This window comes from Clostridium algidicarnis DSM 15099 (genome assembly GCF_002934235.1).
Taxonomy (GTDB): domain Bacteria; phylum Bacillota; class Clostridia; order Clostridiales; family Clostridiaceae; genus Clostridium_L; species Clostridium_L algidicarnis.
Map to the genome: position 1 here is coordinate 14,524 of NZ_PTIS01000017.1, position 25,475 is coordinate 39,998.

General features: G+C 29.5%; 24 protein-coding genes. 6 read left to right on the forward strand and 18 right to left on the reverse strand.

The features are described 5' to 3' along the window. Positions 1-5: 5 nt before the first annotated feature. The 8 genes from BD821_RS10770 to BD821_RS10805 all read right to left on the reverse strand — a co-directional run bounded on the left by BD821_RS10770 (position 6) and on the right by BD821_RS10805 (position 7,672). Positions 6-1,172 carry an iron-containing alcohol dehydrogenase gene (locus tag BD821_RS10770; RefSeq protein WP_029451053.1) on the reverse strand — a complete coding sequence of 389 codons (1,167 nt, stop codon included), beginning with the start codon at positions 1,170-1,172 and terminating at the stop codon, positions 6-8. Positions 1,173-1,449: 277 nt separating this feature from the next. Further along, positions 1,450-1,911: a hypothetical protein gene (locus BD821_RS10775; protein WP_104410476.1), complete on the reverse strand. Its 462-nt coding sequence runs from the start codon at positions 1,909-1,911 to the stop codon at positions 1,450-1,452. A 188-nt stretch (positions 1,912-2,099) separates the two neighbouring features. Continuing rightward, complete coding sequence (locus BD821_RS10780) at positions 2,100-2,948, reverse strand: 3-hydroxybutyryl-CoA dehydrogenase (protein WP_104410477.1); 849 nt, start codon at positions 2,946-2,948, stop codon at positions 2,100-2,102. 64 nt (positions 2,949-3,012) lie between these two features. Then, positions 3,013-4,017, reverse strand: coding sequence for an electron transfer flavoprotein subunit alpha/FixB family protein (locus tag BD821_RS10785; protein ID WP_104410478.1), 1,005 nt, complete (start codon positions 4,015-4,017; stop codon positions 3,013-3,015). Positions 4,018-4,051: 34 nt separating this feature from the next. Continuing rightward, positions 4,052-4,831, reverse strand: a complete 780-nt coding sequence (locus BD821_RS10790; protein WP_029451057.1) for an electron transfer flavoprotein subunit beta/FixA family protein — start codon at positions 4,829-4,831, stop codon at positions 4,052-4,054. Between the two features lie 15 nt (positions 4,832-4,846). Beyond that, positions 4,847-5,986 carry an acyl-CoA dehydrogenase gene (locus tag BD821_RS10795; RefSeq protein ID WP_029451058.1) on the reverse strand — a complete coding sequence of 380 codons (1,140 nt, stop codon included), beginning with the start codon at positions 5,984-5,986 and terminating at the stop codon, positions 4,847-4,849. A gap of 39 nt (positions 5,987-6,025) precedes the next feature. Next, positions 6,026-6,808, reverse strand: coding sequence for a short-chain-enoyl-CoA hydratase (locus tag BD821_RS10800; protein ID WP_104410479.1), 783 nt, complete (start codon positions 6,806-6,808; stop codon positions 6,026-6,028). Between the two features lie 201 nt (positions 6,809-7,009). Continuing rightward, positions 7,010-7,672 (reverse strand): redox-sensing transcriptional repressor Rex, encoded by a 663-nt coding sequence (locus tag BD821_RS10805; protein WP_104410480.1) that lies wholly within the window; start codon positions 7,670-7,672, stop codon positions 7,010-7,012. Between the two features lie 644 nt (positions 7,673-8,316). Here BD821_RS10805 and BD821_RS10810 point away from each other — a divergent pair. The 5 genes from BD821_RS10810 to BD821_RS10830 all read left to right on the forward strand — a co-directional run bounded on the left by BD821_RS10810 (position 8,317) and on the right by BD821_RS10830 (position 12,261). Continuing rightward, positions 8,317-9,507, forward strand: coding sequence for a sensor histidine kinase (locus BD821_RS10810; protein WP_169994131.1), 1,191 nt, complete (start codon positions 8,317-8,319; stop codon positions 9,505-9,507). Further along, on the forward strand, positions 9,504-10,139 hold the full coding sequence (locus BD821_RS10815; RefSeq protein ID WP_029451062.1) for a response regulator transcription factor: 636 nt from the start codon (positions 9,504-9,506) through the stop codon (positions 10,137-10,139). The genes BD821_RS10810 and BD821_RS10815 overlap by 4 nt, the downstream gene beginning before the upstream one ends. Before the next feature lie 18 nt (positions 10,140-10,157). Beyond that, complete coding sequence (locus BD821_RS10820) at positions 10,158-10,676, forward strand: hypothetical protein (RefSeq protein ID WP_104410482.1); 519 nt, start codon at positions 10,158-10,160, stop codon at positions 10,674-10,676. A gap of 151 nt (positions 10,677-10,827) precedes the next feature. After that, positions 10,828-11,562, forward strand: a complete 735-nt coding sequence (locus BD821_RS10825) for a glycerophosphodiester phosphodiesterase (RefSeq protein WP_029451064.1) — start codon at positions 10,828-10,830, stop codon at positions 11,560-11,562. Between the two features lie 186 nt (positions 11,563-11,748). Continuing rightward, on the forward strand, positions 11,749-12,261 hold the full coding sequence (locus BD821_RS10830) for a ferritin (RefSeq protein WP_029451065.1): 513 nt from the start codon (positions 11,749-11,751) through the stop codon (positions 12,259-12,261). 87 nt (positions 12,262-12,348) lie between these two features. Here the strand turns inward: BD821_RS10830 and BD821_RS10835 are convergent, their stop codons facing one another. The 4 genes from BD821_RS10835 to BD821_RS10850 all read right to left on the reverse strand — a co-directional run bounded on the left by BD821_RS10835 (position 12,349) and on the right by BD821_RS10850 (position 17,571). Next, the gene (locus BD821_RS10835; protein WP_104410483.1) at positions 12,349-14,730 is read right to left on the reverse strand and encodes a heavy metal translocating P-type ATPase; all 2,382 of its coding nucleotides are present in this window, start codon (positions 14,728-14,730) and stop codon (positions 12,349-12,351) included. A 14-nt stretch (positions 14,731-14,744) separates the two neighbouring features. Continuing rightward, on the reverse strand, positions 14,745-15,110 hold the full coding sequence (locus tag BD821_RS10840) for an ArsR/SmtB family transcription factor (protein ID WP_104410484.1): 366 nt from the start codon (positions 15,108-15,110) through the stop codon (positions 14,745-14,747). Positions 15,111-15,292: 182 nt separating this feature from the next. Then, positions 15,293-16,180: a radical SAM/SPASM domain-containing protein gene (locus BD821_RS10845; RefSeq protein WP_104410485.1), complete on the reverse strand. Its 888-nt coding sequence runs from the start codon at positions 16,178-16,180 to the stop codon at positions 15,293-15,295. A 323-nt stretch (positions 16,181-16,503) separates the two neighbouring features. Next, the gene (locus tag BD821_RS10850; protein WP_104410486.1) at positions 16,504-17,571 is read right to left on the reverse strand and encodes a mannose-1-phosphate guanylyltransferase; all 1,068 of its coding nucleotides are present in this window, start codon (positions 17,569-17,571) and stop codon (positions 16,504-16,506) included. Between the two features lie 253 nt (positions 17,572-17,824). On the opposite strand from BD821_RS10850, the gene BD821_RS10855 reads away from it, so the two are divergent. Next, positions 17,825-18,370: a glutathione peroxidase gene (locus tag BD821_RS10855; protein ID WP_104410487.1), complete on the forward strand. Its 546-nt coding sequence runs from the start codon at positions 17,825-17,827 to the stop codon at positions 18,368-18,370. A 106-nt stretch (positions 18,371-18,476) separates the two neighbouring features. Here BD821_RS10855 and BD821_RS10860 read toward each other — a convergent pair whose 3' ends face one another. The 6 genes from BD821_RS10860 to BD821_RS10885 form a co-directional block, all read right to left on the reverse strand. After that, positions 18,477-19,559, reverse strand: a complete 1,083-nt coding sequence (locus BD821_RS10860; protein WP_104410488.1) for a DUF871 domain-containing protein — start codon at positions 19,557-19,559, stop codon at positions 18,477-18,479. A 72-nt stretch (positions 19,560-19,631) separates the two neighbouring features. Continuing rightward, the gene (gene celB / locus BD821_RS10865; RefSeq protein ID WP_104410489.1) at positions 19,632-20,945 is read right to left on the reverse strand and encodes a PTS cellobiose transporter subunit IIC; all 1,314 of its coding nucleotides are present in this window, start codon (positions 20,943-20,945) and stop codon (positions 19,632-19,634) included. A 19-nt stretch (positions 20,946-20,964) separates the two neighbouring features. Beyond that, positions 20,965-21,270 (reverse strand): PTS sugar transporter subunit IIB, encoded by a 306-nt coding sequence (locus BD821_RS10870; RefSeq protein ID WP_104410490.1) that lies wholly within the window; start codon positions 21,268-21,270, stop codon positions 20,965-20,967. A 112-nt stretch (positions 21,271-21,382) separates the two neighbouring features. Then, positions 21,383-21,913: a glycine/betaine/sarcosine/D-proline family reductase selenoprotein B gene (locus BD821_RS10875; protein WP_104410491.1), complete on the reverse strand. Its 531-nt coding sequence runs from the start codon at positions 21,911-21,913 to the stop codon at positions 21,383-21,385. Between the two features lie 17 nt (positions 21,914-21,930). Then, positions 21,931-22,302: a PTS lactose/cellobiose transporter subunit IIA gene (locus BD821_RS10880; protein WP_207655281.1), complete on the reverse strand. Its 372-nt coding sequence runs from the start codon at positions 22,300-22,302 to the stop codon at positions 21,931-21,933. Positions 22,303-22,705: 403 nt separating this feature from the next. Then, positions 22,706-25,411, reverse strand: a complete 2,706-nt coding sequence (locus BD821_RS10885; RefSeq protein WP_104410492.1) for a sigma-54-dependent transcriptional regulator — start codon at positions 25,409-25,411, stop codon at positions 22,706-22,708. Between the last annotated feature and the right edge of the window lie 64 nt (positions 25,412-25,475).

Below are 25,475 nucleotides of genomic sequence, written 5' to 3' on the forward strand. Positions count from 1 at the left end.
AAGGACTAAAAATTAACTTTATCTCCATAATAAATACAAGTAAATAACTTTTCCATTTCTTCTTCGCTTATCTCTCTTGGATTGGATCCTGTACAAGCATCTAAAATTGCATTGGCAGATACTCTTTTTACATTAGCTTTAAAGTCTTCTTCCTTTACTCCATATTCTTTTAAAGTCTTAGGTATTCCCATGGCTTTATTCATTTCTTTTATCATTTCAATTAATGAAGCTATAAGCTCTTCTTCATTATTTCCTTCAAGTGCTAAATTTCTAGCTATTTCAGCATATCTGTCTCCACAGGCCTTTTTATTGAATTGAATTACATAAGGAAGGTATATTGCATTGGCACAACCATGTGGAACGTGGAATACTGCACCTGTTTTATGAGCCATACTATGAGTTATTCCAAGCAGTGCATTACTAAATGCCATACCAGCTAAACATTGCGCTATATGCATCTCTTCTCTTGCTGTTTTATCTCCATTATAAGAGTTAAATAAATGTTTCTTTATCATTGTTATGGATTGCATTGCAAGCGGATCTGAAAAAGCCGATCTTAAAGATGCAACGTAAGCTTCTATAGCATGAGTTAAAGCATCCATTCCTGTGTAAGCTGTCAAAACTTTTGGCATAGTTTCAGCAAGACTTGAATCTACTATAGCTATATCTGGAGTTAAATTAAAATCTGCTAATGGATATTTTATTCCTAATTTATAATCAGTTATAACTGAAAAAGCTGTAACTTCTGTAGCTGTACCACTAGTTGATGGTATTGCCACAAATCTTGCTTTATTTCTTAATTCAGGTACTGTAAATGGATCTTTTACATCATCAAAGGTTGTTTCTGGATGCTCATAAAATATCCACATAGCCTTAGCTGCATCTATAGGTGACCCTCCACCAATAGCTACTATTAAATCTGGTTCAAAGGACCTCATTGTTTCTGCACCCTTCATTACTGTTTCTACAGATGGGTCCGGTTCTACCCCTTCAATTCTCTTTGTTTCTATTCCAGCCTCTTTTAAATAGCTTTCTACCTTATCTAAAAACCCAAACTTTTGCATTGAGCTTCCGCCGGTTACTATAATAGCCTTTTTACCTTTTAATGTTTTCAATACTTCCATAGACCCTTCTCCAAAGTATATGTCTCTTGGTAATGTAAATCTATTCATGCTTCATACCTCCCGAATTTATTCATATATTTATTTTATAATAATAATAACAACTATGGCATTTTCGGTTAAAAGTTTAACAATAATTTCATTATCATAGTTAAACTTTTAACTATTGGTTGCCTTATTACTGTCCATATATTTATTATAACACTTATTCACAATTTATCAACTACAATTAAACATGTATAATGTGCCATTTGATAACAGTTTACCTAAAATAACTTGTTCCATAATAGAGCAATATTTTATCACAGAACAAGTTAAATTATTAACCTTACTTAAGTAAAATAAATACAGCTAATATCATAACCATAGCTGTTAAGATACTTTTTTTCTTATAGTCTTCCCATTTTTCACTTTTAATCATAGCATTAGTTTCTATTAAGTAATCTATTGTTATAAATAAAAACACCATCAATGGATACCTTATACTATTAGTTGGAAGTTTAGCTTTATATCCTACATAGATAAATAAAAAGGCTACAATAAAATCTGATATTGGATCTGACTTTATATACTTTTTAAATTCTTCTCCCTTAAGTTCGTATGCTTTATACCTATCTATATTCATAAAATACAAAAGTTTATTATAATAATCTTTATTTATAAGCTGAAGTGCACCTTTTAAAATATAAAATAATCCTAATATGTAAAGAGAAATTCTAAAATTCCATATAGATATTATAGATAGCACAAGACCTAACATAACAGATGTTATAAACCCTTTAAAACTCATTTCATATTCCCCCAATGTGATATTTTTTATCTTGTAATTTTTAATCTAATCTTATTTTATCATAGTATAGTTTAACTTAGAAACTATATTAAACTTTTTGTGTGTTTTTAACTTTTATATACTAATTAACTAAAATGATATTCAAAAAAGACGGCCTATAGGCCGTCTTTAAATACATCCTTTAAATGTTATTTACTATAGTCGTATAACCCTTTTCCAGTTTTTCTTCCAAGCCAGCCTGCTCTTACATATTTTCTAAGTAAGCTATGTGCTCTATATTTGCTATCCCCTGTCTCTTTATATAAAACATCCATTATTGCAAGACATACATCAAGGCCTATAAGATCTCCTAATGCCAAAGGTCCCATTGGATGATTAGCTCCAAGCATCATTGATTTATCTATATCCTCTGCACTTGCTATATCTTCTGCAAATATTCCAATTGCTTCATTTATCATAGGTATTAATATTCTATTTACTACAAATCCCGGAGCTTCCGCAACCTCTACTGGGTCTTTTCCAATAGATATAGAAACTTCCTTTATAGCATTGAAAGTTTCTTCTGATGTAGCCATTCCTTTTATTATCTCCACAAGTTTCATTATAGTTGCAGGATTAAAGAAATGCATTCCTACAACTTTATCTGGCCTATTTGTAGCTGATGCTACCTCTGTAATGGATAAAGATGATGTATTAGAAGCAAGTATAGTTTCTTTCTTACATATCTTATCTAACTCTTTAAATATTTGTTTTTTAATCTCCATGTTTTCTATAGCAGCTTCAACTACTAAATCACAATCTTCAGCAAGATTCATATCTGTAGTTCCTGAGATTCTTGAAAGTATAGTTTCTTTATCATCTTCTGTTATTTTACCTTTAGTAACAAGCTTTGTAAGATTCTTATTTATGCCAGCAATACCTTTTTCAACAAATTCGTCCTTTATATCTCTTACTATGACTTCATATCCTTTTTGAGCAAAAGCTTGAACTATACCAGCTCCCATAGTTCCTGCACCAAGTACAAATATTTTTTCCATATAAAAACCCTCCTATATTGAATTTGCTTAGCTAAATTATATATTTAGCTAAGCTTATTTTAGATTATTCTTGCATAGTTTTAAACTGTAATATCATCTCTGGAATTACCTTATTAAAGTCTCCAACTATTGCATAATCTGCAAGTTTCATTATTGGAGCACTTTCATCTTTATTTATAGCTATTATTATATCACTTTCTTGCATTCCAGCTAAATGCTGAATTGCTCCTGATATACCACAAGCTATATAAATATTAGGTCTAACAGTTTTTCCTGTTTGTCCAACTTGGTAATCTTTATCTAACCAGTTTTTCTCAATAGCTGCACGAGAAGCTGCAACTGTTCCTCCCATTGTTTCAGCAAGCTCTTTTAGAAGATTAAAGCTTTCCTTATCTCCAACTCCTCTGCCACCAGCTACTAAAACTTTAGCCTCTGTTATATCTTCTATTTCTTTATGAATCTTTTTAACATCTATAATCTTTGTTCTTATATCTTCTTGTTTTAAATTAGCCTCTATTTTAACTATATTTTTTTCTCTACTTTCATCTTTAATGAGCTTTGCAAACACCCCTGGTCTTATAGTTGCCATTTGAGGTCTATGGTCTGCACACTCAATTGTAGCCATAAGATTTCCGCCAAACGCAGGTCTTGTCATTAATAAGTGCTTTGTTTCTTCATCTATATCCAAAGCTGTGCAATCTGCTGTAAGTCCTGTATTTAATCTAGCAGCTACTCTTGGTCCTAGATCTCTCCCTACAAAGGTAGCACCTATAAATAATACTTCTGGTTTGTATTTATCTACAAGTTCACATATAACTTTCGTATACCCATCTGTAGTATAATCATTTAACAATTCACTTTCTACCTGTAAAACTTCATCTGCACCATAAGCTATAAGAGTTTTTGACAATTCACCTACATTATTACCTAAAAGTAAAGAGGTTAATTTCACACCTAGCTTATCAGCCATTTCTCTCCCCTTAGCTATAAGCTCTAATGAAATCTTTTGAAGCTTTCCATCTCTTTGTTCTGCAAAAACCCAAACGCCCTTATAATCAGCTATATTCATTTATAAATCCCTCCTAAATTTCCTAAGTGTAGATTTAAATATAATGTTTTTCCCTTAGTTTTGAAAATACGTGTTCAACTGCTTCTTTTGCAGGTTTATTTACTATCTCCCCTTGTCCCTTTGCTTCTTTAGTTATAGACTTTTTAACCTTTGTAGGTGATCCAGCAAGTCCCAGTTGGGATTTATCAACATCTATATCTTCTGCTGTCCAAATTTTAATTTCTTTGTTTTTAGATTCATAAATATAATTCGCATGCATATATCTTGGTTCATTTAATTCCTTTATAGCAGTAAGTAAAACTGGAGTTTTCACTTCAATTATTTCATAACCATCTTCTAAAGCTCTATTTACTTTTAATACATTTCCTTCTGCTACTACTTCTTGTACATAAGTAATTTGAGGAATATTTAAATGCTCAGCTATTTCTGGTCCAACTTGCGCTGTATCTCCATCTATAGCTTGCCTTCCTGCAAATATTATATCATAATCAATTTTTTTCAAAGCTCCAGCAAGTGCTTTTGATGTAGCTAATGTATCAGCTCCTGCAAAAGCTCTATCTGTTATAAGTATAGCCTCATCTGCTCCCATGGATAATGCTTCTTTTAATGCATTTTTTGCTTGAGGTGGTCCCATGCTTATAACCGTTACCTTTGCACCATACTTATCTTTTAAAACTAAAGATTCTTCTAAAGCATTTTTATCTTCTGGATTTATTATAGATGGAACTCCTTCTCTTATAAGAGTTCCTGTCTTAGCATCAATTCTTACCGCTGTAGTATCTGGTACCTGTTTTAAACAAACAACTATATTCATCTATGTAGCCCCCTCCTATTTCAATGCATTTCCTGCAATAACCATTTTTTGTACTTCTGAAGTTCCTTCATATATTTCTGTTATTTTAGCATCTCTCATCATTCTTTCTACTGGATACTCTCTTGTATAACCATATCCACCAAATAATTGAACTGCCTTAGTTGTAACTTCCATAGCTACTTCTGATGCAAATAATTTTGCTCTTGCAGCTTCTACTGAAAATGGAAGTCCTTGATCTTTTAAAAATGCAGCATTATAAACTAGATATCTTGCGGCCTCTACCTTAGTATCCATTTCAGCAACCATCCATTGTAGTCCTTGGAAAGCACTAATAGGTTTCCCGAATTGTTTTCTTTCCTTCATATACTTAACACTTTCCTCTAATGCACCTTCCGCTATACCTAACGCTTGAGCTGCAACTCCTATTCTTCCTCCATCGAGAGTCTTCATTGCAATTCCAAAACCCTTTCCTTCTTGTCCTACTAGGTTTTCCTTTGGAACTATGCAATTTTGCATTACAAGTTCTGTAGTAGATGAGGCTCTTATGCCCATCTTATTTTCAAGTTTTCCTATAGAGAATCCTTCGAAATCCTTTTCAACTATAAATGCTGATATTCCTCTAGTTCCCTTGCTTCTATCAGTCATGGCAAATATTACAAATACATCTGCAACTCCACCATTAGTTATAAATATCTTTGTTCCATTTAAAACATAATGATCTCCATCTAAAACTGCTATGGTTTGTTGACCTGCTGCATCTGTACCTGCACCAGGTTCAGTAAGTCCAAATGCACCTAACTTATCGCCATTTATTAGGGATGGAAGATATTTTTCTCTTTGCATCTCATTACCATATTGGTATATTAAAGATTCACATAAAGAAACATGAGCAGATAATATTATCCCTGTAGTACCACAAGCTTTAGATATTTCTTCTACTGCTAATATATAAGCTAAAGTATCACCCTCAGCTCCACCGTATTTTTTTGGAAAAGGTATTCCCATAAGTCCATATTTACCCATAAGCTTTGCGTTTTCCATTGGAAACTCTTCAGTTTCATCAATTTCACCCGCTATAGGTTTTACTTTTTCTTCTGCAAATTGTCTTGCCATTTGTCTAACTAATTGTTGTTCCTCTGATAATGCAAAATTCATTTATTTTACCTCCTTAAAAGTACATATTAAATTAAGGTTTTATTTATTTTTAAAGTTTTTATCTCTTCTTTCTACAAAAGCTGCCATTCCTTCTTTTTGATCTTCAGTAGAAAAACATTGTCCAAAGGTTTCTGCTTCATACATAAGTGCTGTATCTATATCACATTGCATACCTCTGTTAATAGCTACTTTAGATAGCTTAACAGCTATAGGCGCATTGGCTGCTATAGTATTTGCCATTAATTTAGCTTCTTCCATTAACTTTTCCACTTCAACTACTTTGTTTACAAGCCCAATTCTTAAAGCTTCATCTGCTTTTACCATTCTACTTGTAAATATTATTTCTTTCGCCATTCCAAGTCCAACATGTCTTGCAAGCCTTTGAGTACCACCAAAACCTGGTGTTATTCCAAGCCCTACTTCAGGTTGTCCAAACTTAGCCTTCTCTGTGGCTATTCTTATATCGCAAGCCATTGCAAGTTCACATCCGCCACCTAGTGCAAAACCATTTATAGCTGCTATCACTGGTTTTTCAAGATTTTCTATTCTTCTAAAAACCCTGTTTCCGAGTATAGAAAAACCTCTTCCTTCCATGGTATTTAAATCCTTCATTTCTGTTATATCAGCCCCCGCAATAAATGCTTTATCCCCTGCTCCAGTTATAATTACTGAATAAATTTCTTGGTCATTTTCTAAAGTATCAACTAAAGTATCTAATTCTTTCAATGTTTCTGAATTCAAAGCATTCAATGCCTTGGGTCTATTAATTGTTACGATGGCAATATTGCCTTCTTTTTCAAGGATAACATTCTTTAATTCCATGATAATCCTCCCTTTTACTTTCTATAATTTACTTATTGAAAATTATAGAAATTAATGTGCTACTCTCAATTTCCTAATAAGTCATTGTTAATTATCTAACAAGTAGACATAAAAAATAATTGAAGCTCGCACTTCAATTATAATTATAACTCGAATAAGAATTTATTTCAATGATAAATCAAATGATTTTGAATTATTTCATTATTCTATTTCTATTTCCATTTCCTTTTCATTTTCTTTTTCATGAATGAGATATGTAAGAGTTAATAAACTTTCACTAAGATGAACATTTTCTACAACTGTGTCCTCTGGTACTACAAGGTCTACTGGTGCAAAGTTCCAAATCCCCTTTACTCCGTTATTAACAAGTATGTCACATACTTTTTGAGCGTTTACCGCTGGTACACATATTATTCCTATATTTATAGTATTTGACTTAATGTATTGTTCTAATTTATCTATATCGTCTATAGCTATATCTCTTATTTTTATTCCTGAAAGCTTAGGATTAGCATCAAATATAGCTTCTAATTTAAAACCTAACTTTTCGAACCTATTATAATTTGCTATAGCCTGACCTATATTACCTGCACCTACTATAACTGTTTTATACTCATTTGATAATCCAACTATTTCACTTATTTGAGCATATAATTCTCTTACATTGTATCCATATCCTTGTTGACCAAAGTCTCCAAAACAATTTAAATCCTGCCTTATTTGTGAAGCAGTAAATCCTATCTTCTCACTTAATTCTTTTGATGATATCCTGTCTACATCGTTTCTAAGTAACTCACTAAGATATCTATGATATTTTGGTAATCTTTTTATTACCGCCATAGAAATACTCCTTTTTTTATCCATGATTACACCTCTTTAACTAAATTTAATAACTTATACTAAGTTACAACGTTTTTAATAATAATTATATAAATATCTTCTAATTCCTTTGCATTATAATTACAGAGATAAATAAAATTATTATTTTTGTGAAAATATATTCTATAATAAATCAAATTCAAACTCAAATATACTTAACTCTAATAAATTTAAATTGATAGATACAACTTCAAATAAGCTTATACCTACAATCTATAAGATAAAACAAAGAAAAATAAAGTAAAATTTATTGTGAATAATTAAATTTAATATAATATACACCAAGTATTCTATCACAAGTTACCTTGTGATTACACAAAAAAATATAATAATTTATAATTTACTTGCTATTATACATGTTTTTACATTGAAAATATATAGTTTTGCTTATACTTTCGTAATTTCATTGCTTATATTATTAAATATACCTGCAAATTCTTAACAAATTGTTATAATACTTATTATTTATTTAATAAATTACTTATAAAACACATTTTGTAGATTAATACTTTATATAATTATTGACCAATGTTTATTAATATATGCAAAATTATATTATAGTTATTAGTTAATGATATAATATAATTAAATTTATACAAATAATAATTTTGAAAGGTTTCATGATATTTATGGATAAAAATACCGAAAAAACTATTTGGATAATATTGTACTTTTCTTTCACATTAATATTTTTATTGTTGCTTTACTCATCTAATGAAAATAGAGTTATAATTGGATTTTTATCTTCCCTTTTAATAATTTCTGTTAGCATAAGATTATCTATCCTTTATCCAAACCCTAGTAAAAAGTATATAGGTAAATTTTTAATCTTTGTTGATTTAACAGTAGTCTATTTAATCTTTGCAGCTGATACATCTGGTATATCAATTTTATATACCATAATAATTATTATGGATTCTATATTTTTTCACAGCTACACTTTTAGCTTTTTAATTATTGTACTTGGGTATCTCTCTTTTATAATAAACAAAATATCCACTCCATCTTTATACACAAATTTAGGCAATATTTCATTATCCTCTGTAATAGCTTTACTAGGATTTGTTTTTTTATCAAGCATACTCTACTTTTTAAAGGAGCAAATAATTCAAAGATCTAAGCTATCTAATTCAATGAATGAAATAGAAGAAAAAAATATAAAGCTTGAAAAGGCCTATTCTAAATTAAAAGAACACTCAGAAGCTCTCGAAGAAATGGCTGCTTTAAAAGAACGAAATAGAATTTCAAGAGAATTACATGATACAGTTGGTCACACTCTTACTACTGTACTCGTTGAAATTGAAGCTGGTAAAAGGCTTTTAATTAAAGATAAACCTGGAGGACTTGATAAAATCACCTTAGCACAAGAGCAAGTTAGAAAGGGCCTTAAGGATATTAGATCATCAGTTACCATGATGAAAGAAGGCAAAGATTTAATTGAGTTTATCCCCTCTTTAAAGTTAATACTAGAGGACACTAAACTTCATACAGACGTTAAAATACAATACGATATATCATTAAGAAAAAACATACCTAAGACCTACGAAAAGATAATCTATAATAGTCTTTTAGAGGGTATCACAAATGGAATTAAACACGGTAATGCTAAAGAGTTTATATTTAAGCTTTATGATAGTGATGAAAATATCTTCTTTTACTTAGAGGATAAAGGATTAGGCTCCGAAGATATTATACTAGGTTTTGGTCTTACAAATATGAAAGAATCAGTGGAATCTGTAAATGGAGAGTTTAATCTAAAATATTTTAGGGAAAAAGGTTTCATAATAGAATTTATATTAAAGGAGGACTTGAATTTATGATAAAGGTTTTAATTGCAGATGATCAAACTCTTATGCGGGATGGTCTTAAGACTATTTTAGATTTAGAAGAGGATATTGAAGTAATCGCTACTGCTGAAAATGGTGAAATAGCCTTTCAAAAGTCTATTGAATTAACCCCTGATGTTATCTTAATGGATATAAGAATGCCTATAATGAATGGAGTAGATAGCGTTAAAAAGATAAAATCTATTTTACCAAAAGTAGCTGTAATTATGCTTACTACCTTTGATGATGATGAATATATAATAGAGGCTCTATCTAATGGTGCATCAGGATATCTCTTAAAGGATATGCCTGCTGAAAAGTTGATTGAAGCTATAAGAGATAGTTTAAAGGGTCAACTATTTATTCCTACAAATATAGCAGCAAAGCTTATATCTAGATTATATGAAAAAGAAGCTTCCAAAAATACTTTAAAAAGAGATTTATCTCTTTCAGAAAGAGAGCTTCAGGTGTCTTCCCTTTTAATCGAAGGCTATAATAACAAGCAAATTTCTTCAAAGCTATTTATTTCAGAGGGTACGGTTAAAAACTATATAAGCAATATTTATAGCAAAATAGGAATTAGTGATAGAACAAAAGCTGCCTTATTTTTAAAGGCAAATCTTTAAAGTTTAGGAGAATAATTAATGAAAAAGAATATCTTTTTTGCTATAACCTTATTATTAACCGGTGTATTAATGTTTCTTAGAAATATTGGAATTATTAAAAATAACATTTCATTTTTTATAGTTGGTTTTGGTCTTATGGCGGCCTATATTCTTATGGGGTATTATACTAAACATAAAAATATATTGATCTTAATACCATCTTTAATTCTTATTTCTTTAGCTTTATTAGAATTTATTTTAAATAATTATAACGTATATAACATAGACTATAGCCTTTTCTTATATCTACTGGGGCTTTGTTGTGTATTAGTTTACATTATACACATAAGAAAACAAAACTTTAAATCTTTTAAAAAAAGGTATTGGATTATATATTTAGCAATATTATTTATAACTCTTTCCACAATTTATAAATTTAAATTTACTAATATATATTTAATGTTAAGGTATTTTTGGCCTTTTATACTTTTATCTATAGGTATTTTTATACTTATTGGAGATTACAAAGAAAAAGTTTCTAAATCAAGTGATTCTTAGACTCAGGTGGTGTTTGCTTATAAGGATACATCTCCCCATCAAAGGCTAGAATAACTTATAAAGGGGCTTATCAGCCGTCATCCCCCACCTTGAAGAGGATAGGGGTGTTAGGTCTGGTAGCCATCGGATAAAATTAATAGGAGGATTTTTTATGCATTATAAAAGTTTAAATATAGCCCATAGAGGCTTTAGTGGTAAATATCCCGAGAACACTATGTTAGCTTTTGAAAAGGCTGTAGAGGCTGATTGTGACGGCATAGAAACTGATGTACAGCTTACTAAGGATAATGTACTTGTATTATGCCATGATGAAACTTTAGATAGAACCACAAGTAATAAAGGTTTTATATCACAATACACCTATAAAGAGCTTAAAGCTTTGGACTTTGGTATTAAATTTGGAGATAAATTTAAAAATATTAAAATTCCTACACTGGAAGAGCTGCTAGACTATTGCAAAGAAAAAGATATATACCTAAATCTTGAGTTGAAAAATAGCATAATCTTATATGAAGGCTTAGAAGAAATGGTTATAAAAAAGATTCATGAATATAATTTATCTAAACATGTAATATTATCTTCTTTTAATCATTACTCCATGGTGAAATGTAAATCTATAGATAATAATATTAAAACAGGATTATTATATGAAGCTGGTCTTTATAAACCTCATATCTATGCACAATATGTAGGAGCCGATGCTCTTCACCCTCATTTTTTAAGTGTAATTCATAAGGATATAGTAGATGATATTAAATCTAAAAACATTCTTATAAATACCTACACCGTAAATGATGAAAATCATATGAAAACTTTAATAAATTTAGGTATAGATGGTATTATAACTAATTATCCTGATAAACTTAGTAACTTACTAAAATCTTAAATAAATTGTTATTCTTTATGTAAAATCGGAGGATATCATTATATGATTACCTCCGATTATTGATAATTGATTTTTTATGATATATAATGTATGTATGCTTAAAATCAAACAAAATATCTAATTTTAATACAAATTTATATCTTTTATTAGATAGACTTTTGTCTAAAATACAGGGAGGTATATAATATGTTAAGTGAAAGATTACAAAAATCATTAAATGATCAAGTTAATTACGAATTTTATTCAGCTTATACTTATTTAGCTATGGCTGCTTATGCTGAAAGTGAAGATTTAGAAGGTTTTGCAAACTTCTTTAAAGTTCAATATGAAGAAGAGCTTTTCCATGCTATGAAATTTTATAATTATATAAATCAAATGGATGGAAGGGTAGTTATCGAGGCTATTGAAAAGCCTCAAATAGAATACGATTCTGTACTTCATCTTTTTGAATCAGGCTATGAGCATGAGAAAACAGTTACTTCTAAAATATATAACCTTGCTAATATAGCTACTGAAGAAAAAGAACATGCAACTCTAAGTTTACTTCAATGGTTTATAGATGAGCAAGTAGAAGAAGAACAAAACTTTAATACTATAATTAAAAAACTTAAGAGAATAGAATCAAATCCAGCTGCCTTATATATGTTGGACGATGAATTAGCTACAAGAGTATTTACTCCACCAACAGCTAATGCATAAACATTTAAATTTATATAATCACTAAAAAGAACAGGAAATAACTTCTTAAGTTATTTCCTGTTCTTTTTTTATTTGAAGTTTACATATTTAATTTTTCACTCTAAGCACTCTCATAGAGTTTAGCACTGCTATTAAAGCAACTCCTACATCTCCAAATACTGCTTCCCACATAGTAGCTATTCCCATAGCTCCTAATATTAATATTACAAGCTTTACACTTAATGCAAATATAATATTTTGCCATACCACTTTATTTGTCTTTTTAGCTATCTTTATGGCTAGTATAATTTTAGATGGCTCGTCTGTCATTATTACAACATCCGCCGCCTCTATAGCAGCATCAGATCCAACTCCACCCATAGCTATACCTATGTCCGCCCTAGCAAGTACAGGAGCATCATTTATTCCATCTCCTACAAAGGCTACTTTTCCTTTTCGTAATTTATCTTCTTGCAATCCTTCTAGTATTTCTACCTTATTTTGTGGAAGTAACTCAGAATAAACTTTGTCTACCCCAATCTTTGTTCCTACTTTATCAGCTACAACTTTATTATCTCCAGTTAACATTAAAATGTTTTTAATTCCTGAAGCTTTAAGCCCTATTATAGCTTCCTTAGAGTCTTCTTTTATTTCATCTGATATATCTACATGTCCAGCATAACCTTCGTCTATACTTAAATAAACCACAGTACCTATACTAGAAATTTCTTCTACTTCTATATTATGCATATCCATAAGTTTCTTATTTCCAGCTAATACATTTTTATTATCCACTAATGCTTTTATTCCATGTCCTGATATCTCTTCATAATTTTTCACCCTTGATTTATCTATATCTTTATCAAAGTATTCTACAATAGATGTTGCTATAGGATGAGTAGAAAATGCTTCAACATAAGCTGCGTATTCTATCAAGCTTTCTTTTGTGAATCCTTCTTTAGAGTAAACATTTGTAACTTTAAATACACCTTTTGTTAAAGTTCCTGTTTTATCAAACACTATAGTTTCAACCTTATTTAAGGCCTCTAAATAATTCCCACCCTTAATCAATATACCATTTTTAGACGCTGATCCAATGCCTCCAAAGAATCCTAAAGGTATTGACACCACTAAAGCACATGGACAAGATACTACAAGGAACACAAGAGCTCTATATATCCAATCCGAAAATGTAGCACCCTCTATTATTAGTGGAGGCACCACTGCTAACATAACCGCAGATATAACTACAACAGGAGTATAATATCTAGCAAATTTAGTGATAAACTTTTCAGTAGGCGCTTTTTTAGCCCCTGCATTTTGTACTAAATCTAATATCTTTGATAGTGTAGACTCCCCGAATTCTTTTTCAACTTTTACGTATAATAGTCCATTTTTATTTATAAACCCTCCAAGGACTTCATCTCCAGTTCTAACTGTTCTTGGAACTGACTCCCCTGTAAGTGCAGATGTATCAACCATACTTTTTCCTTCTATTATAACTCCATCTAAAGGTAGCTTTTCTCCAGGTTTTATCATTATGATATCACCTATTAAAACTTCCTGCGGCGAAACAGTTATAAACTCTTCTCCTCTTTTAACATTAGCGGAGTCTGGTCTTATATCCATAAGATCTGATATAGACTTTCTTGATTTATTTACAGCTATATCTTGAAATAATTCTCCCACTTGATAAAATATCATAACAGCCACAGCTTCTGGGTATTGTCTAATAGCAAATGCCCCTAAAGTAGCTATTGTCATAAGGAAATTTTCATCAAATACTTGACCTTTAGATATGTTTTTTACTGCTCTTAAAACTATCTCTCCACCAACTAAAGCATAACTTATAAGAAATAATCCAAGCTCTATTTTAGGTGAAAAATCAAATATTAATGGTATAATGAAGAATCCTAAACCTAATATTAGTTTTATAATAGATTCCTTTATTTCATTATTTTCCTGTTCGTTTTCACTTTTTGTATTAATATCTAGGTCCTTATTATTAATTGAATTATTGCTTTGTAGCTTCACCTCTACCTCGGGTTCTAGTTTATTTACTATCGATTGAACTTTTGAGAATATATTATTCCTATTTGAATTATTATCTACCTTTATAATTAATCTTTTAGATACAAAGTCTAATCCAGCTTCTTTTATCTCTTCTAATTTATTAACTTCTGTCTCAATCTTTGCTGCACAATTTGCACAGTTAAGGCCTTCTAACATTATAATCATATTTTTATTCTGACCTAAATTCTTTTCTTTTTGCCTTACAATAACATCTGGTTCTAATCTGTTTATTATATCTATACTTTCTTTTAATATTTTATCCATAGCTTCTTCTTTATTACTTTCTATTATTAAAGTCTTTGTTGAAAAGTTCATACTAGCAGAAAATACATCTTCAATTTTAGATACCTTATCTTCTATTTTAGCTGAACAATTTGCACAATCTAAGCCCTCTAAAATTAATTCATGTTTGATCATAAAATCACCCCTATCTACTTTTCTGTGATGTGCACTAACCCTTTATCAAATATGTCTTTAACATGATCATCATCTAATGAATAATAGACTACTTTACCTTCTCTTCTAAAAGTTACAAGCCTAGCATTTTTTAAAACTCTAAGTTGATGTGATATTGCTGATTGACTCATTGCAAGAAGTGCTGCTAAGTCACAAACACACATCTCAGATTTAAATAAGGCACATATTATCTTTATACGAGTACCATCTCCAAAAACCTTAAATAGTTCTGCAAGTTCATATAGTTTTTCATCTGTAGGTAGTGACTTAATAACTTCTCTTACTACATCTTCATGAATCATAACTGTATTGCAACTATCTATCCTCTCTAAATCTTCCATATAACTATCTCCTCTTACAGTTGTACATATGAGCATGTATTCATATGTTGTTTATATTATATTATTTATATTCTGTGAAGTCAAGTTTTTTTAAGTTAAAATATTTATTACTTATGTTATGTTATACAAAAATAAAAAGTTACTCAAAATGCGCATTTTTAATTAACCTTTAGACATTTAATTTATTTATTTTCATTAAATCTTTTTCTATATCCACATTTTCTACATAATTCTTCTACTACTTCTCTATTTGAAAATCCTTGTGCAATAGACACCGCTCTTTTCCCTTCTATAATTTCTGAAAAGTGCATGTCATATATATTACCAAGATTAATTACCCCCTCACCGTCAAGGCAACAAGGAACTACAGTGCCATCTACCAATATTCCTACTTGATTTTTAAGCCCATAACAAAAACCTCTATGAGTCTTATCTTCTTCTGCATTTAAACTTGGCCACTCAAATTCGTAATCTTGATTTAAAAATACCCCCTCTGCTATTTTAATACCTCTTGAAAGATTTATTTCTTCTTGAATTTTATAAGGTAAATTAAATTCTCTTTCTAATATAGATAGTATTTCTCTGTTCCTTTGCTTTTTTATATTTGTAGCATTGTCCTCATCTAGATTCCAAAGCCTTAGAGAAATTAAGGTGTTACCTATTTTTCTAATATCTTTTATAAAGGATATTACATCATCTATGTACATATTTTTATTGTTTTCTATATGGTTTCCATCAAAGCTATGAAGTGAAATATTAATTTGTCTTAAAGATGGTTTCCCTATTAGTTTATCTTGCATCTTTTTAATTAAGGTTCCATTAGTTGTTATATTTGCCTTAAACCCTTTTTCATCACATAAATCTAAAAGTTTATCTATATCCTTATGTAATAAAGGTTCCCCCTTAACATGAAAATATACATACTCACCATAAGGCTTTACCTCATCTAATATATGACTAAATTTATTAATATCGATGAATTCAGCCTTCCTTTTAGTTTGAGGACAAAAGTCACAAGCAAGATTGCAGGCATTAGTTATTTCTATATAAATCTTTTTAAATTTCATAATGTATCACACTCCAATTCTAGTAAAACCTTGTAAAACCTAGCAATTACTTCGCTTATTCTATATTAATGATTTATTAATATATTGGTAATTATAAGTTTTATAAAATGATTTATTCATATGTATTTTATCATATATTTTTAAAAATTCCTTTGAAACTTTTTATTTTAAACTAACCATTACCATTATAATTATATTTAACTTAATAAAGACAGACATGCCTCTTATTAATCTTTATAGTTTTTTAGTCAAATTATCAATTGTAAAGCTTAATAAAAATAGATAGACCTTTAATTAATAAAAGATCTATCTTAATCTATATTTATTTATATATATTTATTAAATTCTATATTTTGTTTAATTCCATTTAGTAATTGTTTCATCTCTTGATCTTTACATTTATCCATTACTAATATCACATCACCTGAATCTACTATAACTAAATCCTTTATTCCAAAGCCTATAATAAGCTTATCTTTACTAAATACTGAGCAATTTTCACTCTCATCTAAAAATACATTTTCAGAAACATTATTTCCCTCATGAACTTTAAGGAATCTACTGAAAGCTTTAAAACTTCCAATATCGTCCCAAACAAATTCACATCTTATAACAAAAGCCTTTCTAGTTTTTTGCATAATACCAAAATCTACAGATATCCCATCCATTAGATCATACTGTTCTTTTATAACATCTTTCTCTTCATTTTCATCTACTGCTTGATATATCTGCATAAGACTTTTATACATCTTAGGAAGATATTTTTCCATTTCTCTTAAAAATACATCTGCCCGCCATACAAATATCCCACTATTCCAAAGATAAGTTCCTTTCATTAAAAAATCTTTAGCAACTTCTATATTAGGTTTTTCAGTAAATCTTTCCACTCTATATGTGGCTATACTTCCAGGTACCCTCTGTCCCATCTCAATATATCCATAACCAGTTTCAGGTGTTATTGGATTTACACCTATGGTAACTAACCCTCTTCGCCTTTCTGCTATTTCTATTGCTTGGTTTAAAGTTTCTTGGTATTCTTTTTCTCCCTCTATATAATGATCTGATGGAAGAACCACCATTACAGCATCCTTATCCTTTTTCAATAATTTAACTGCAGAAAGACCTATACAAGTAGCAGTCTCCTTATTACTTGGTTCTACAAATATATTTTCTTCATTAATTTCAATTAATTCTTCTTTTATCTTATCTTTATAACTTTCATTAGTTACTATATAAATATTTTCTTTATCTATAATTGGTTTAATCCTATCTACAGTATTTCTTAAAAAACTTTTATTATCTACACTCCTTAAAAATTGTTTAGGATTTTCTGATCTTGATAGAGGATAAAGCCTCGTTCCTTTTCCTCCAGCTAATATTAATGCGTAAAGCACTTTTTCACACTCCAAGTATTGTTATGTTTTATAATATGTATGTATGTGCTTATTTGTGAAGACAGCCTAGCATTTATCTTTATTTTCTTAGGTTTAATAATAATAAAATTTAATTACTCTCTAAAAAAATACTTTATTTACTAATAATTAAAGTTGACAAAATAATCTTGTAATGCTATATTTAATTTATAAGATTTAATTGAGCAAAACATTCTTTTAATAAAAAATAATAATAAATGAGGAGATGTTAATTATGTCTATTTATGATTTTAATGTAAAAGATATCGATGGAAATGACGTAAATTTAAATGATTATAAAGGTAAGGCTCTATTAATAGTTAATACTGCAAGCAAATGTGGTTTTACACCTCAGTATAAAGACCTTCAAAAATTATACGATAAGTATAATGAAAAGGGCTTTGAAATATTAGGTTTCCCTTGCAACCAATTTGCTATGCAAGAACCTGGTGATAATAAAGATGTTAAGACTTTTTGTGAGTTAAACTACGGTGTAACTTTCCCTATGTTTGAAAAGATAGACGTAAGAGGAAAAGATGCCCATCCTTTATTTAAGTATTTAACTTCTAATACTTCATTTAAAGGTTTTGATTTAGAAAATCCAAGTGGGAAAATGATTCATAGTTTTATAAGTGAAAAGTTTCCTGAATTCCTTATAGATGATTCAATAAAGTGGAATTTCACTAAATTTTTAATAGATAGAGATGGAAACATAGTAGAAAGATTTGAATCCCCAGTAGAACCAATGGATATGCAAAAGGATATAGAAAAGTTACTATAATCTACTTAAATATTCACTTAAAATAATTTAATTAATAACCTTAATAACTAAAAAAGATAGGTCTAGAGAAAACAATCTCTAAACCTATCTTTTTTTATTTCATTAACTACTCAGTAATTAAAAACTTTTGCAACGGTTTTACATAGTCTATCAAAAATATTTCATCCTCATCTATTCTTCCTACTACATTTGTATTACCAGAGTTTTTCATATCTTTTAATGCTATTTGTAATTCCCCTGTATAATTCTTATAGTTCACATTGTCTATTGTGATATCCCCTCTTTTAATATCTTTTGTATTAAATGGTCTAAATCCATCTCCTGCACTTTTTACTCTAGTCCTAGATGATCTTATCATATATTCAGATACATCTGCTCTGTTAGAATGTAAAGTTTCAAGAATTATATTTTTCTCAGCATCAGATATTCCTTCTTCAATATTTGCTTTAAAAGTTAAAATATAAGGATTTACTTCACTTAAAGCTTTAAGCTCTTCTTCAGATGCAAATGCGTTGGCAATTATTACATCATCAATAGAGTTCGTAGAAAATAAATGTTTTGCTTGAACCTGTATTGGAAGATTTCTATGTTCTTCTAATGTGCATAATCCTTCACTCACAGGCCATGGCCCATATTTTGCTTTGTTTGAAGAAACAAAGGCAGCTGTTCTAATATTATAATTTTTGAATTGAGCATTGCACTTGGTAAAATGTTCATATCCAATTCCAGAATATTTATGTGGATAAAAGTTATGACAGCCTAAAATATTTTCTGGATTAGGATTATAACTAAATACATTGTCTATATATTTAGTTCCAGAACTCATATTAAACTCAATTTTCAATCCATATTTATTAAAACTCATTACAGATTCTTCCATACCTGAAAATCCATTATCTAACCTTATTCCATAGAGTCCCATTTCCTTAAAAATTCCCAAATCTTCAAAGCTTACTCCAAGATATTTTAACACTTCTGGATTGATATCTGCTATAACTTTCATACCATATTTATTAGCATGCGCTATAGTTTGTTTGAATTCATCCATTATCTTTTTTTTATCTCCCTCTACTGAGAGAAGACATGTAAATATTCTTTTATAACCATATTTATTAGCTTTATCAATATATTTTAAGTTATCTTCTAATTTTGTGTGAGCTGGATATATCGAAAACCCTATATTTTTCATAGTAAACCCCTCCATTATTCTTAAATAAATTAAAAGTTTCATATAATATTTCTATCTATTTAATTTAAAATCTTAATTTGATTCATAAACCTTTTCTTGTTCATAATATCCTTTATCTACAATATTTATAAATGGAAGATAAATAAATAGTGATATTACAAGTTCTACAATTTGTAGTATTGCACCTCTTATACCAGATACTAAGAACCCACCTATTATAGGAGGTGTAGTCCATGGAATTAAAACTCCATTAGGTCTTGGCACAATGCCTGTAGTCATAGATACATAAGTTACAATAGCTAATACTAGTGGTACTAATATAAATGGTATAATCATAATAGGATTTAAAACTATAGGCAATCCAAATATTATAGGTTCATTTATATTAAACAAACCTGGAAGTATTGCAAGTTTACCAATTTTCTTACACTGTTGTGATTTACATTTAAATAACATCAAAAGACATAATGCTAATGTTGCTCCACCACCACCGAGCCACAAATATATGGAATTAAATTGTTGTGTAATAATATGAGGAAGATTTGAGCCTGCTTGAAATGCGGAAAGATTTTCAGCTGATAAAGCTAACCAAATCGGACTCATAACAGACTGTACAACATCCCCACCAGATATACCAAATGCCCAAAATAGGCCTATAAAGAAATTAGAAATTAAAGTAGCTCCTAAGCTATCCCCTAATGATGTCAATGGTACTTGTAATATAGTATAAATAAAGTTATGAATTGTTTCAAATGAAGTAAATCCAAACAATAATCTTATGATATTAAAAATAAGCAAAGTAATAGCAGCCGGTATCAATGCTGAAAATGACTTCGCAACTGTAGGCGGAACACCTTCTGGCATTTTTATTACCCAGCCCTTATTAATAACAAACCTTACTATTTCAGTTGCAAATATTGCCGAAAATATTCCTACAAATAATCCTTTGGAGCCTATCCATTCCATTGGAATAACTCCATCTACTTTAACAGCCACCTTTGTCCCTTCCTCTACAAAATTGGTGAAAAATGGTGTTAATATAAGGAATGAAGTAAGTGCAATGGCAGCTGTGCTTAATCCTTCTATCTCATAGTGTTTTGACAAGCTATATGATATTCCAATTATTACGAATATAGTCATTATTGCCATGGTTGCGTGGAATGGTACTATAAAGAATGATGACCACCCTTCTCCAAATATTCCAGTCATAAAATTTTCATATCCTGGTATTGGCAATGATGCAAATAATAAAGACATTGCTCCTATAATAAGTAGCGGCATAGATAACATAAACCCATCACGTATAGAAAGTAAATATTTATTACTAGCTAATTTTTCTGCTACTGGCATTAACTTTTCTTCAATTGAATCCATAAATTTACTCATGATAATCCCCCCATTTTTATTATTCCATAATCTTTAAAGCCTGTTCTAAAACCTTATCTCCATCCATCATGCCATAATCCATAGTGTTTATTACAGCTATTGGAACCCCTTTTTCATCACATAATTTCTTAAGTTTATTTAATAAGTATTTAATTTGTGGTCCTATAAGTACCACATCAACCTCATCTAATTCTTTTTCCATAGCCGCCTCAGGAAAAGCATCAATTGATACTTCTATTCCTTTAGCTTTAGCTGCCTTTTTCATCTTTGTAACTAATAAGCTTGTTGACATTCCTGCTGAGCAAAATAAAGCAATCCTTTTCATTTTTCCGCCTCCTTATTTTTTGTACAAACATTAAACTACCTTTACTTTAAAATATCAAATAAATATATATGAATTGTTATACTTTAACTGTAGTTAAACATTGTTATTCTAATCACTTTTTTGAAAAATATCCTTCTTTCTCTGGAGTTCCTATTGCTTCTCCCTTACCTAGCTTTCCTGCAAAACTTGATATATTTTTCAAGGAATTACTAAGTCCTACTCCACCTTTATTTGGTGTTTCTATTATATAAATATCTTTTCTAAACATTGGTGTGCCTGTACTTTCTTTTGACATAGCTGCAAAAGCTGGTATTTTAAGTTTATTTTCTACGGCTTTTACCAAATACCCACAACATTCACCATATCTTTTATAATTTAATGCTGGGCCGCACAAAACTACGTCTGGTGAAAACTTCTTTATCATTTCTAATATTTCTTCCACAGCCTTTTCTTTATTTTCTAAGAAATAATTATCTCCACAAATTACTGTACCAATTATATCTGCTCCATTCCTTATCATTGTAGATTTTAAAAGCATTCCTGGGCCAAAAGCTCCATTTTGTGATTGGGGTTCTATGTCCATCCTCTCATCGCCACCCAATCCTGCTTGAACTTGATTTAAAAATTGAACTACCTTTATCATTAAATCACCTCACTATCTTATTTAATTTTCTCTTTAAGATTATTAATTTCCTTTTGCATCTCTATCATGTTTTTAACAAGATCTCTTGCTAGTAATGTATTCATGAGATGATCTTGAGCATGAGCCATGAGTATATTTACCTTTATATGATCTCCTTCAGCCTCCTTTTGGATAAGTTTTGTTTGTATCTCATGAGCCTTCATTAATGACTTTTCTGCCTCTTCCATAATATTATTAGCTAAATCATAGTTACCTTCTTTTATATTATTAAAAGCTTCAAATAAACAACTTTTAGCATCTCCTGAAAAACTTATAAGACTAAATATAATTTTTTCATCTACATCTACATTTTCATCTTCATTCATAACCTCATCTATTTTCTTTGTCATATTTATTCCTCCATTTCAATATTTATTAACTATTACTTTAATAACTAAGCAAAAACCGTGCCAATTTATTGATATCCTATGTAATCCTTGATTTATAAGGGTCTCAATAGTTCATTTATAAAACGTGTATATATATTTTATACACTTCTTATTTCTTATTTTCATCCTAATTTTTATCTTGTGCGTTATTTCAATGTTTAAATAAGACTTTTATATGAAGTTTATTTTTTAAAATAAAGCTGTTCTAACCACTACATCCATTTAATAATGCGCAAAAAAATAAGCCCTGTCCCTTACTTTTAGAATTTATCCTTTAGACAACTTATACAAGTTGTACAAGTTATATCTATTATCTAAATTCTTATACACATGGCTTAGTTTTATATACTTATCTTAAATATCTTTATATACTCATTATATTTCTTATAATAAAACAAATTTCGTCTTCATTAAATATAATATTATAATTTTCTTCTATTTTTTTAAGAGCATTTTTCACTATCTTATATTCATTTTTGTACTGTTCCTTAATTACATCTTTAGAATAACAAGAAGAGGTCATCTTACCTTCTATTATATTGCTTGTAGAACAAATCATATGAACCATAAGACCTGTTGAAACATCATAATTAATCTTTTTACCAGTCTTCTCTGTTACCTGTTTTAAAAAATCATTGTATAATATTTCAAACTTATATAAATCCATATTTTTAATATCTTTACTCAGCACTTCAATAAAACTATTATTGGTACTAACTTCTTTTTTTCCTTCTAATATTTTTATAAGACTGTTACAATTACTATCCATGAATATATCATATGTTGATATATAAGGTATCCCATATATATTAGGGTTTATAGTTCCGACTATTGCTAATATATTCTTTTCTTTAGCTATATTGTTCAGCGTATTATAAGTATGTTGTTTATTGTTCAAGGCCATTGGGAATATTTCCACATTATATTCTTGTGTATTTATCTTACTCTCAATAAAATCTTTTAGCTTTATGGCACTTCCTTCTCCTGTAGTACATAATGTTATAATAATATTATCATTTTTCGGAATAAATTTATCGGCTACTTTTATATTATATGATTCACAGTTATCGAGACTTTTTCTTATATTATAGTAAATAGCTTGTACATCCGATTCTATGACAGCTTTTCTTGAGCACTCTATAGCAATTGCTGTAGAAACCATATCAAGCACCTTTATTTCAATACCAGTATCTTTAGATATAAGCTCACCAAACATACTTAATGATCCCATATCTACAAGAAGAATTACTCCCCCTCCTTCATTTGTTTTTATTATCAAATTTTTCAATTCATAATAAGCTACTTTAGGACTCTTATCTAATGCCATATCATAAGCATAGGTGTTATCTGCTCCTACAAGTTTGTTTACAACTTCAGCCATAGATGATGCCGTAGTTCTACCGTGCATTGCTATAACAACAATTGGACTTTGTTTTAATGTTTCAGATTCTATTTCATTTACTGTTAAAAACATTGCTATAAATCCTATTTCATCTTCTGGAACCTTTATACGATAAGCATTTTCTATTAAAACTGCTAGCTCTTTAGATACTTCATATTCATTGTTATAATTTCTTTTTATATTTTCTAAATTATGATTCACTATACTTTTACCACTTTTTATTCTATTTATACTAGAATTTATATGAAGACATAATCCGTAGAACACCTTACTTTGAAATACTTTCCGTAAACTATGACTTGCTATATCTAAAAATGACTCAACTATAACTATTACACCCTCGTCTACTATTTTCGACAATTCATCCTTTTTAACACTTTTGCTAAAAGTTTTTATAAAAGTTTTAAAATAATTTTCAATATCAAATTCCATTAAAAGTTTTATTTCTGTTTCCTTTATGCCTCGCTTATGGAGCTCCTCCATCTTTTTTTCTATTCCTTCATAAAAGTTATCTGGAAGAGAATAGTCGCCTTCTTTCATCAAGCTTTTAGGTCCTTTTGGCGTAAAATATAGGGTTTTTTCGCTTTTTATTATTTTATCTATTTCGTTAGCATGATTTTTATATATAAGAAGACCTTGATTTACGTAACTAGCAAAATCAGTGCAATGAACTTCTATATTTTTTAACTTTTTAGATACTGAATTTAAAAAAGCATTTGCACAGCCTAATTGAATGTCACTTTTAAGTTGTCCTATATTCCCCTGACAATTATGAAGCATAAGTTGTCTCACCGTATTAAGCGATACTGATATATCTTTTCCTATTCTCGCTGCCTCTACAGTAAAAAATTCACATATAAGCTCAAACCTTTCGTCAAGACTCCTATCTTTTAAAGCAGGTATTTTTATATTCATAGGTATCCGCCTTGTGAATGTAGTAAGAAGAACCTCGTCTATATCCTCCGTGGTAGCACACATTATAAGAACTTCGCACTTTTTTTTATTATCATCTCCTAAAGATGAATAAAGTCCTTTATCTATAAGATAAAACAGCATCTCCTGTCCCTCTGGTGGCAATCTATGAACCTCATCTAAAAATAGGACTCCTCCATTGGCTTTTCCTACTATTCCTTCTCTATCTTTATCAGCTCCTGTAAATGCACCCTTCTTACACCCGAAAAGATGAGCTAATAAAAGTTGAGGGTTATTTGCATAATCAGAACAATTAAAAGATACAAATGGTGAATTTGGTTTCAAAAGATTATTTTCCACACCAAATTTATACATAAGTTCTGCAAACATAGTTTTTCCAACACCACTTGGTCCTAATATTAAGGTATGAAGACCCTTTGGTGGATATAGCATTGCAGCCTTTGCTTGTTGAATACATTTTTCTAAACTCTTATCATTTCCTATAAGCATATTAAAATTAGCATTTTCTTTAATTAAAGTGCCTTGAGATTTAATAGTAGAATCCAAAGTATATATAACAGGCTTTCCTTTTATCTTTAGTAATAGACCGTCCCTATGTAATTCATTAAGTATTGAACTTACATTGCTTCTTTGTAAATTAAGCTTTTTTCCTATTTCGCCAGCCGATAGCCCTTTTTTATCAGCATCCACAGAATCTTCTATAAACTTAAATATTTCATCTTTGTTAGTTTTCAATATAATCACTCCTTTTACCAATATATTAGCTATAAAGGTTATATATTGAACTTTTGTATTAATC

Bases quoted from the DNA above. Each gene is read 5' to 3' on its own strand.
- BD821_RS10770 (WP_029451053.1), bottom strand. From the start codon at position 1,172: ATGAATAGATTTACATTACCAAGAGACATATACTTTGGAGAAGGGTCT.
- BD821_RS10775 (WP_104410476.1), bottom strand. From the start codon at position 1,911: ATGAGTTTTAAAGGGTTTATAACATCTGTTATGTTAGGTCTTGTGCTA.
- BD821_RS10780 (WP_104410477.1), bottom strand. From the start codon at position 2,948: ATGGAAAAAATATTTGTACTTGGTGCAGGAACTATGGGAGCTGGTATA.
- BD821_RS10785 (WP_104410478.1), bottom strand. From the start codon at position 4,017: ATGAATATAGCTGATTATAAGGGCGTTTGGGTTTTTGCAGAACAAAGA.
- BD821_RS10790 (WP_029451057.1), bottom strand. From the start codon at position 4,831: ATGAATATAGTTGTTTGTTTAAAACAGGTACCAGATACTACAGCGGTA.
- BD821_RS10795 (WP_029451058.1), bottom strand. From the start codon at position 5,986: ATGAATTTTGCATTATCAGAGGAACAACAATTAGTTAGACAAATGGCA.
- BD821_RS10800 (WP_104410479.1), bottom strand. From the start codon at position 6,808: ATGGAATTAAAGAATGTTATCCTTGAAAAAGAAGGCAATATTGCCATC.
- BD821_RS10805 (WP_104410480.1), bottom strand. From the start codon at position 7,672: ATGGATAAAAAAAGGAGTATTTCTATGGCGGTAATAAAAAGATTACCA.
- BD821_RS10810 (WP_169994131.1), top strand. From the start codon at position 8,317: ATGGATAAAAATACCGAAAAAACTATTTGGATAATATTGTACTTTTCT.
- BD821_RS10815 (WP_029451062.1), top strand. From the start codon at position 9,504: ATGATAAAGGTTTTAATTGCAGATGATCAAACTCTTATGCGGGATGGT.
- BD821_RS10820 (WP_104410482.1), top strand. From the start codon at position 10,158: ATGAAAAAGAATATCTTTTTTGCTATAACCTTATTATTAACCGGTGTA.
- BD821_RS10825 (WP_029451064.1), top strand. From the start codon at position 10,828: ATGCATTATAAAAGTTTAAATATAGCCCATAGAGGCTTTAGTGGTAAA.
- BD821_RS10830 (WP_029451065.1), top strand. From the start codon at position 11,749: ATGTTAAGTGAAAGATTACAAAAATCATTAAATGATCAAGTTAATTAC.
- BD821_RS10835 (WP_104410483.1), bottom strand. From the start codon at position 14,730: ATGATCAAACATGAATTAATTTTAGAGGGCTTAGATTGTGCAAATTGT.
- BD821_RS10840 (WP_104410484.1), bottom strand. From the start codon at position 15,110: ATGGAAGATTTAGAGAGGATAGATAGTTGCAATACAGTTATGATTCAT.
- BD821_RS10855 (WP_104410487.1), top strand. From the start codon at position 17,825: ATGTCTATTTATGATTTTAATGTAAAAGATATCGATGGAAATGACGTA.
- BD821_RS10860 (WP_104410488.1), bottom strand. From the start codon at position 19,559: ATGAAAAATATAGGGTTTTCGATATATCCAGCTCACACAAAATTAGAA.
- celB (WP_104410489.1), bottom strand. From the start codon at position 20,945: ATGAGTAAATTTATGGATTCAATTGAAGAAAAGTTAATGCCAGTAGCA.
- BD821_RS10870 (WP_104410490.1), bottom strand. From the start codon at position 21,270: ATGAAAAGGATTGCTTTATTTTGCTCAGCAGGAATGTCAACAAGCTTA.
- BD821_RS10875 (WP_104410491.1), bottom strand. From the start codon at position 21,913: ATGATAAAGGTAGTTCAATTTTTAAATCAAGTTCAAGCAGGATTGGGT.
- BD821_RS10880 (WP_207655281.1), bottom strand. From the start codon at position 22,302: ATGACAAAGAAAATAGATGAGGTTATGAATGAAGATGAAAATGTAGAT.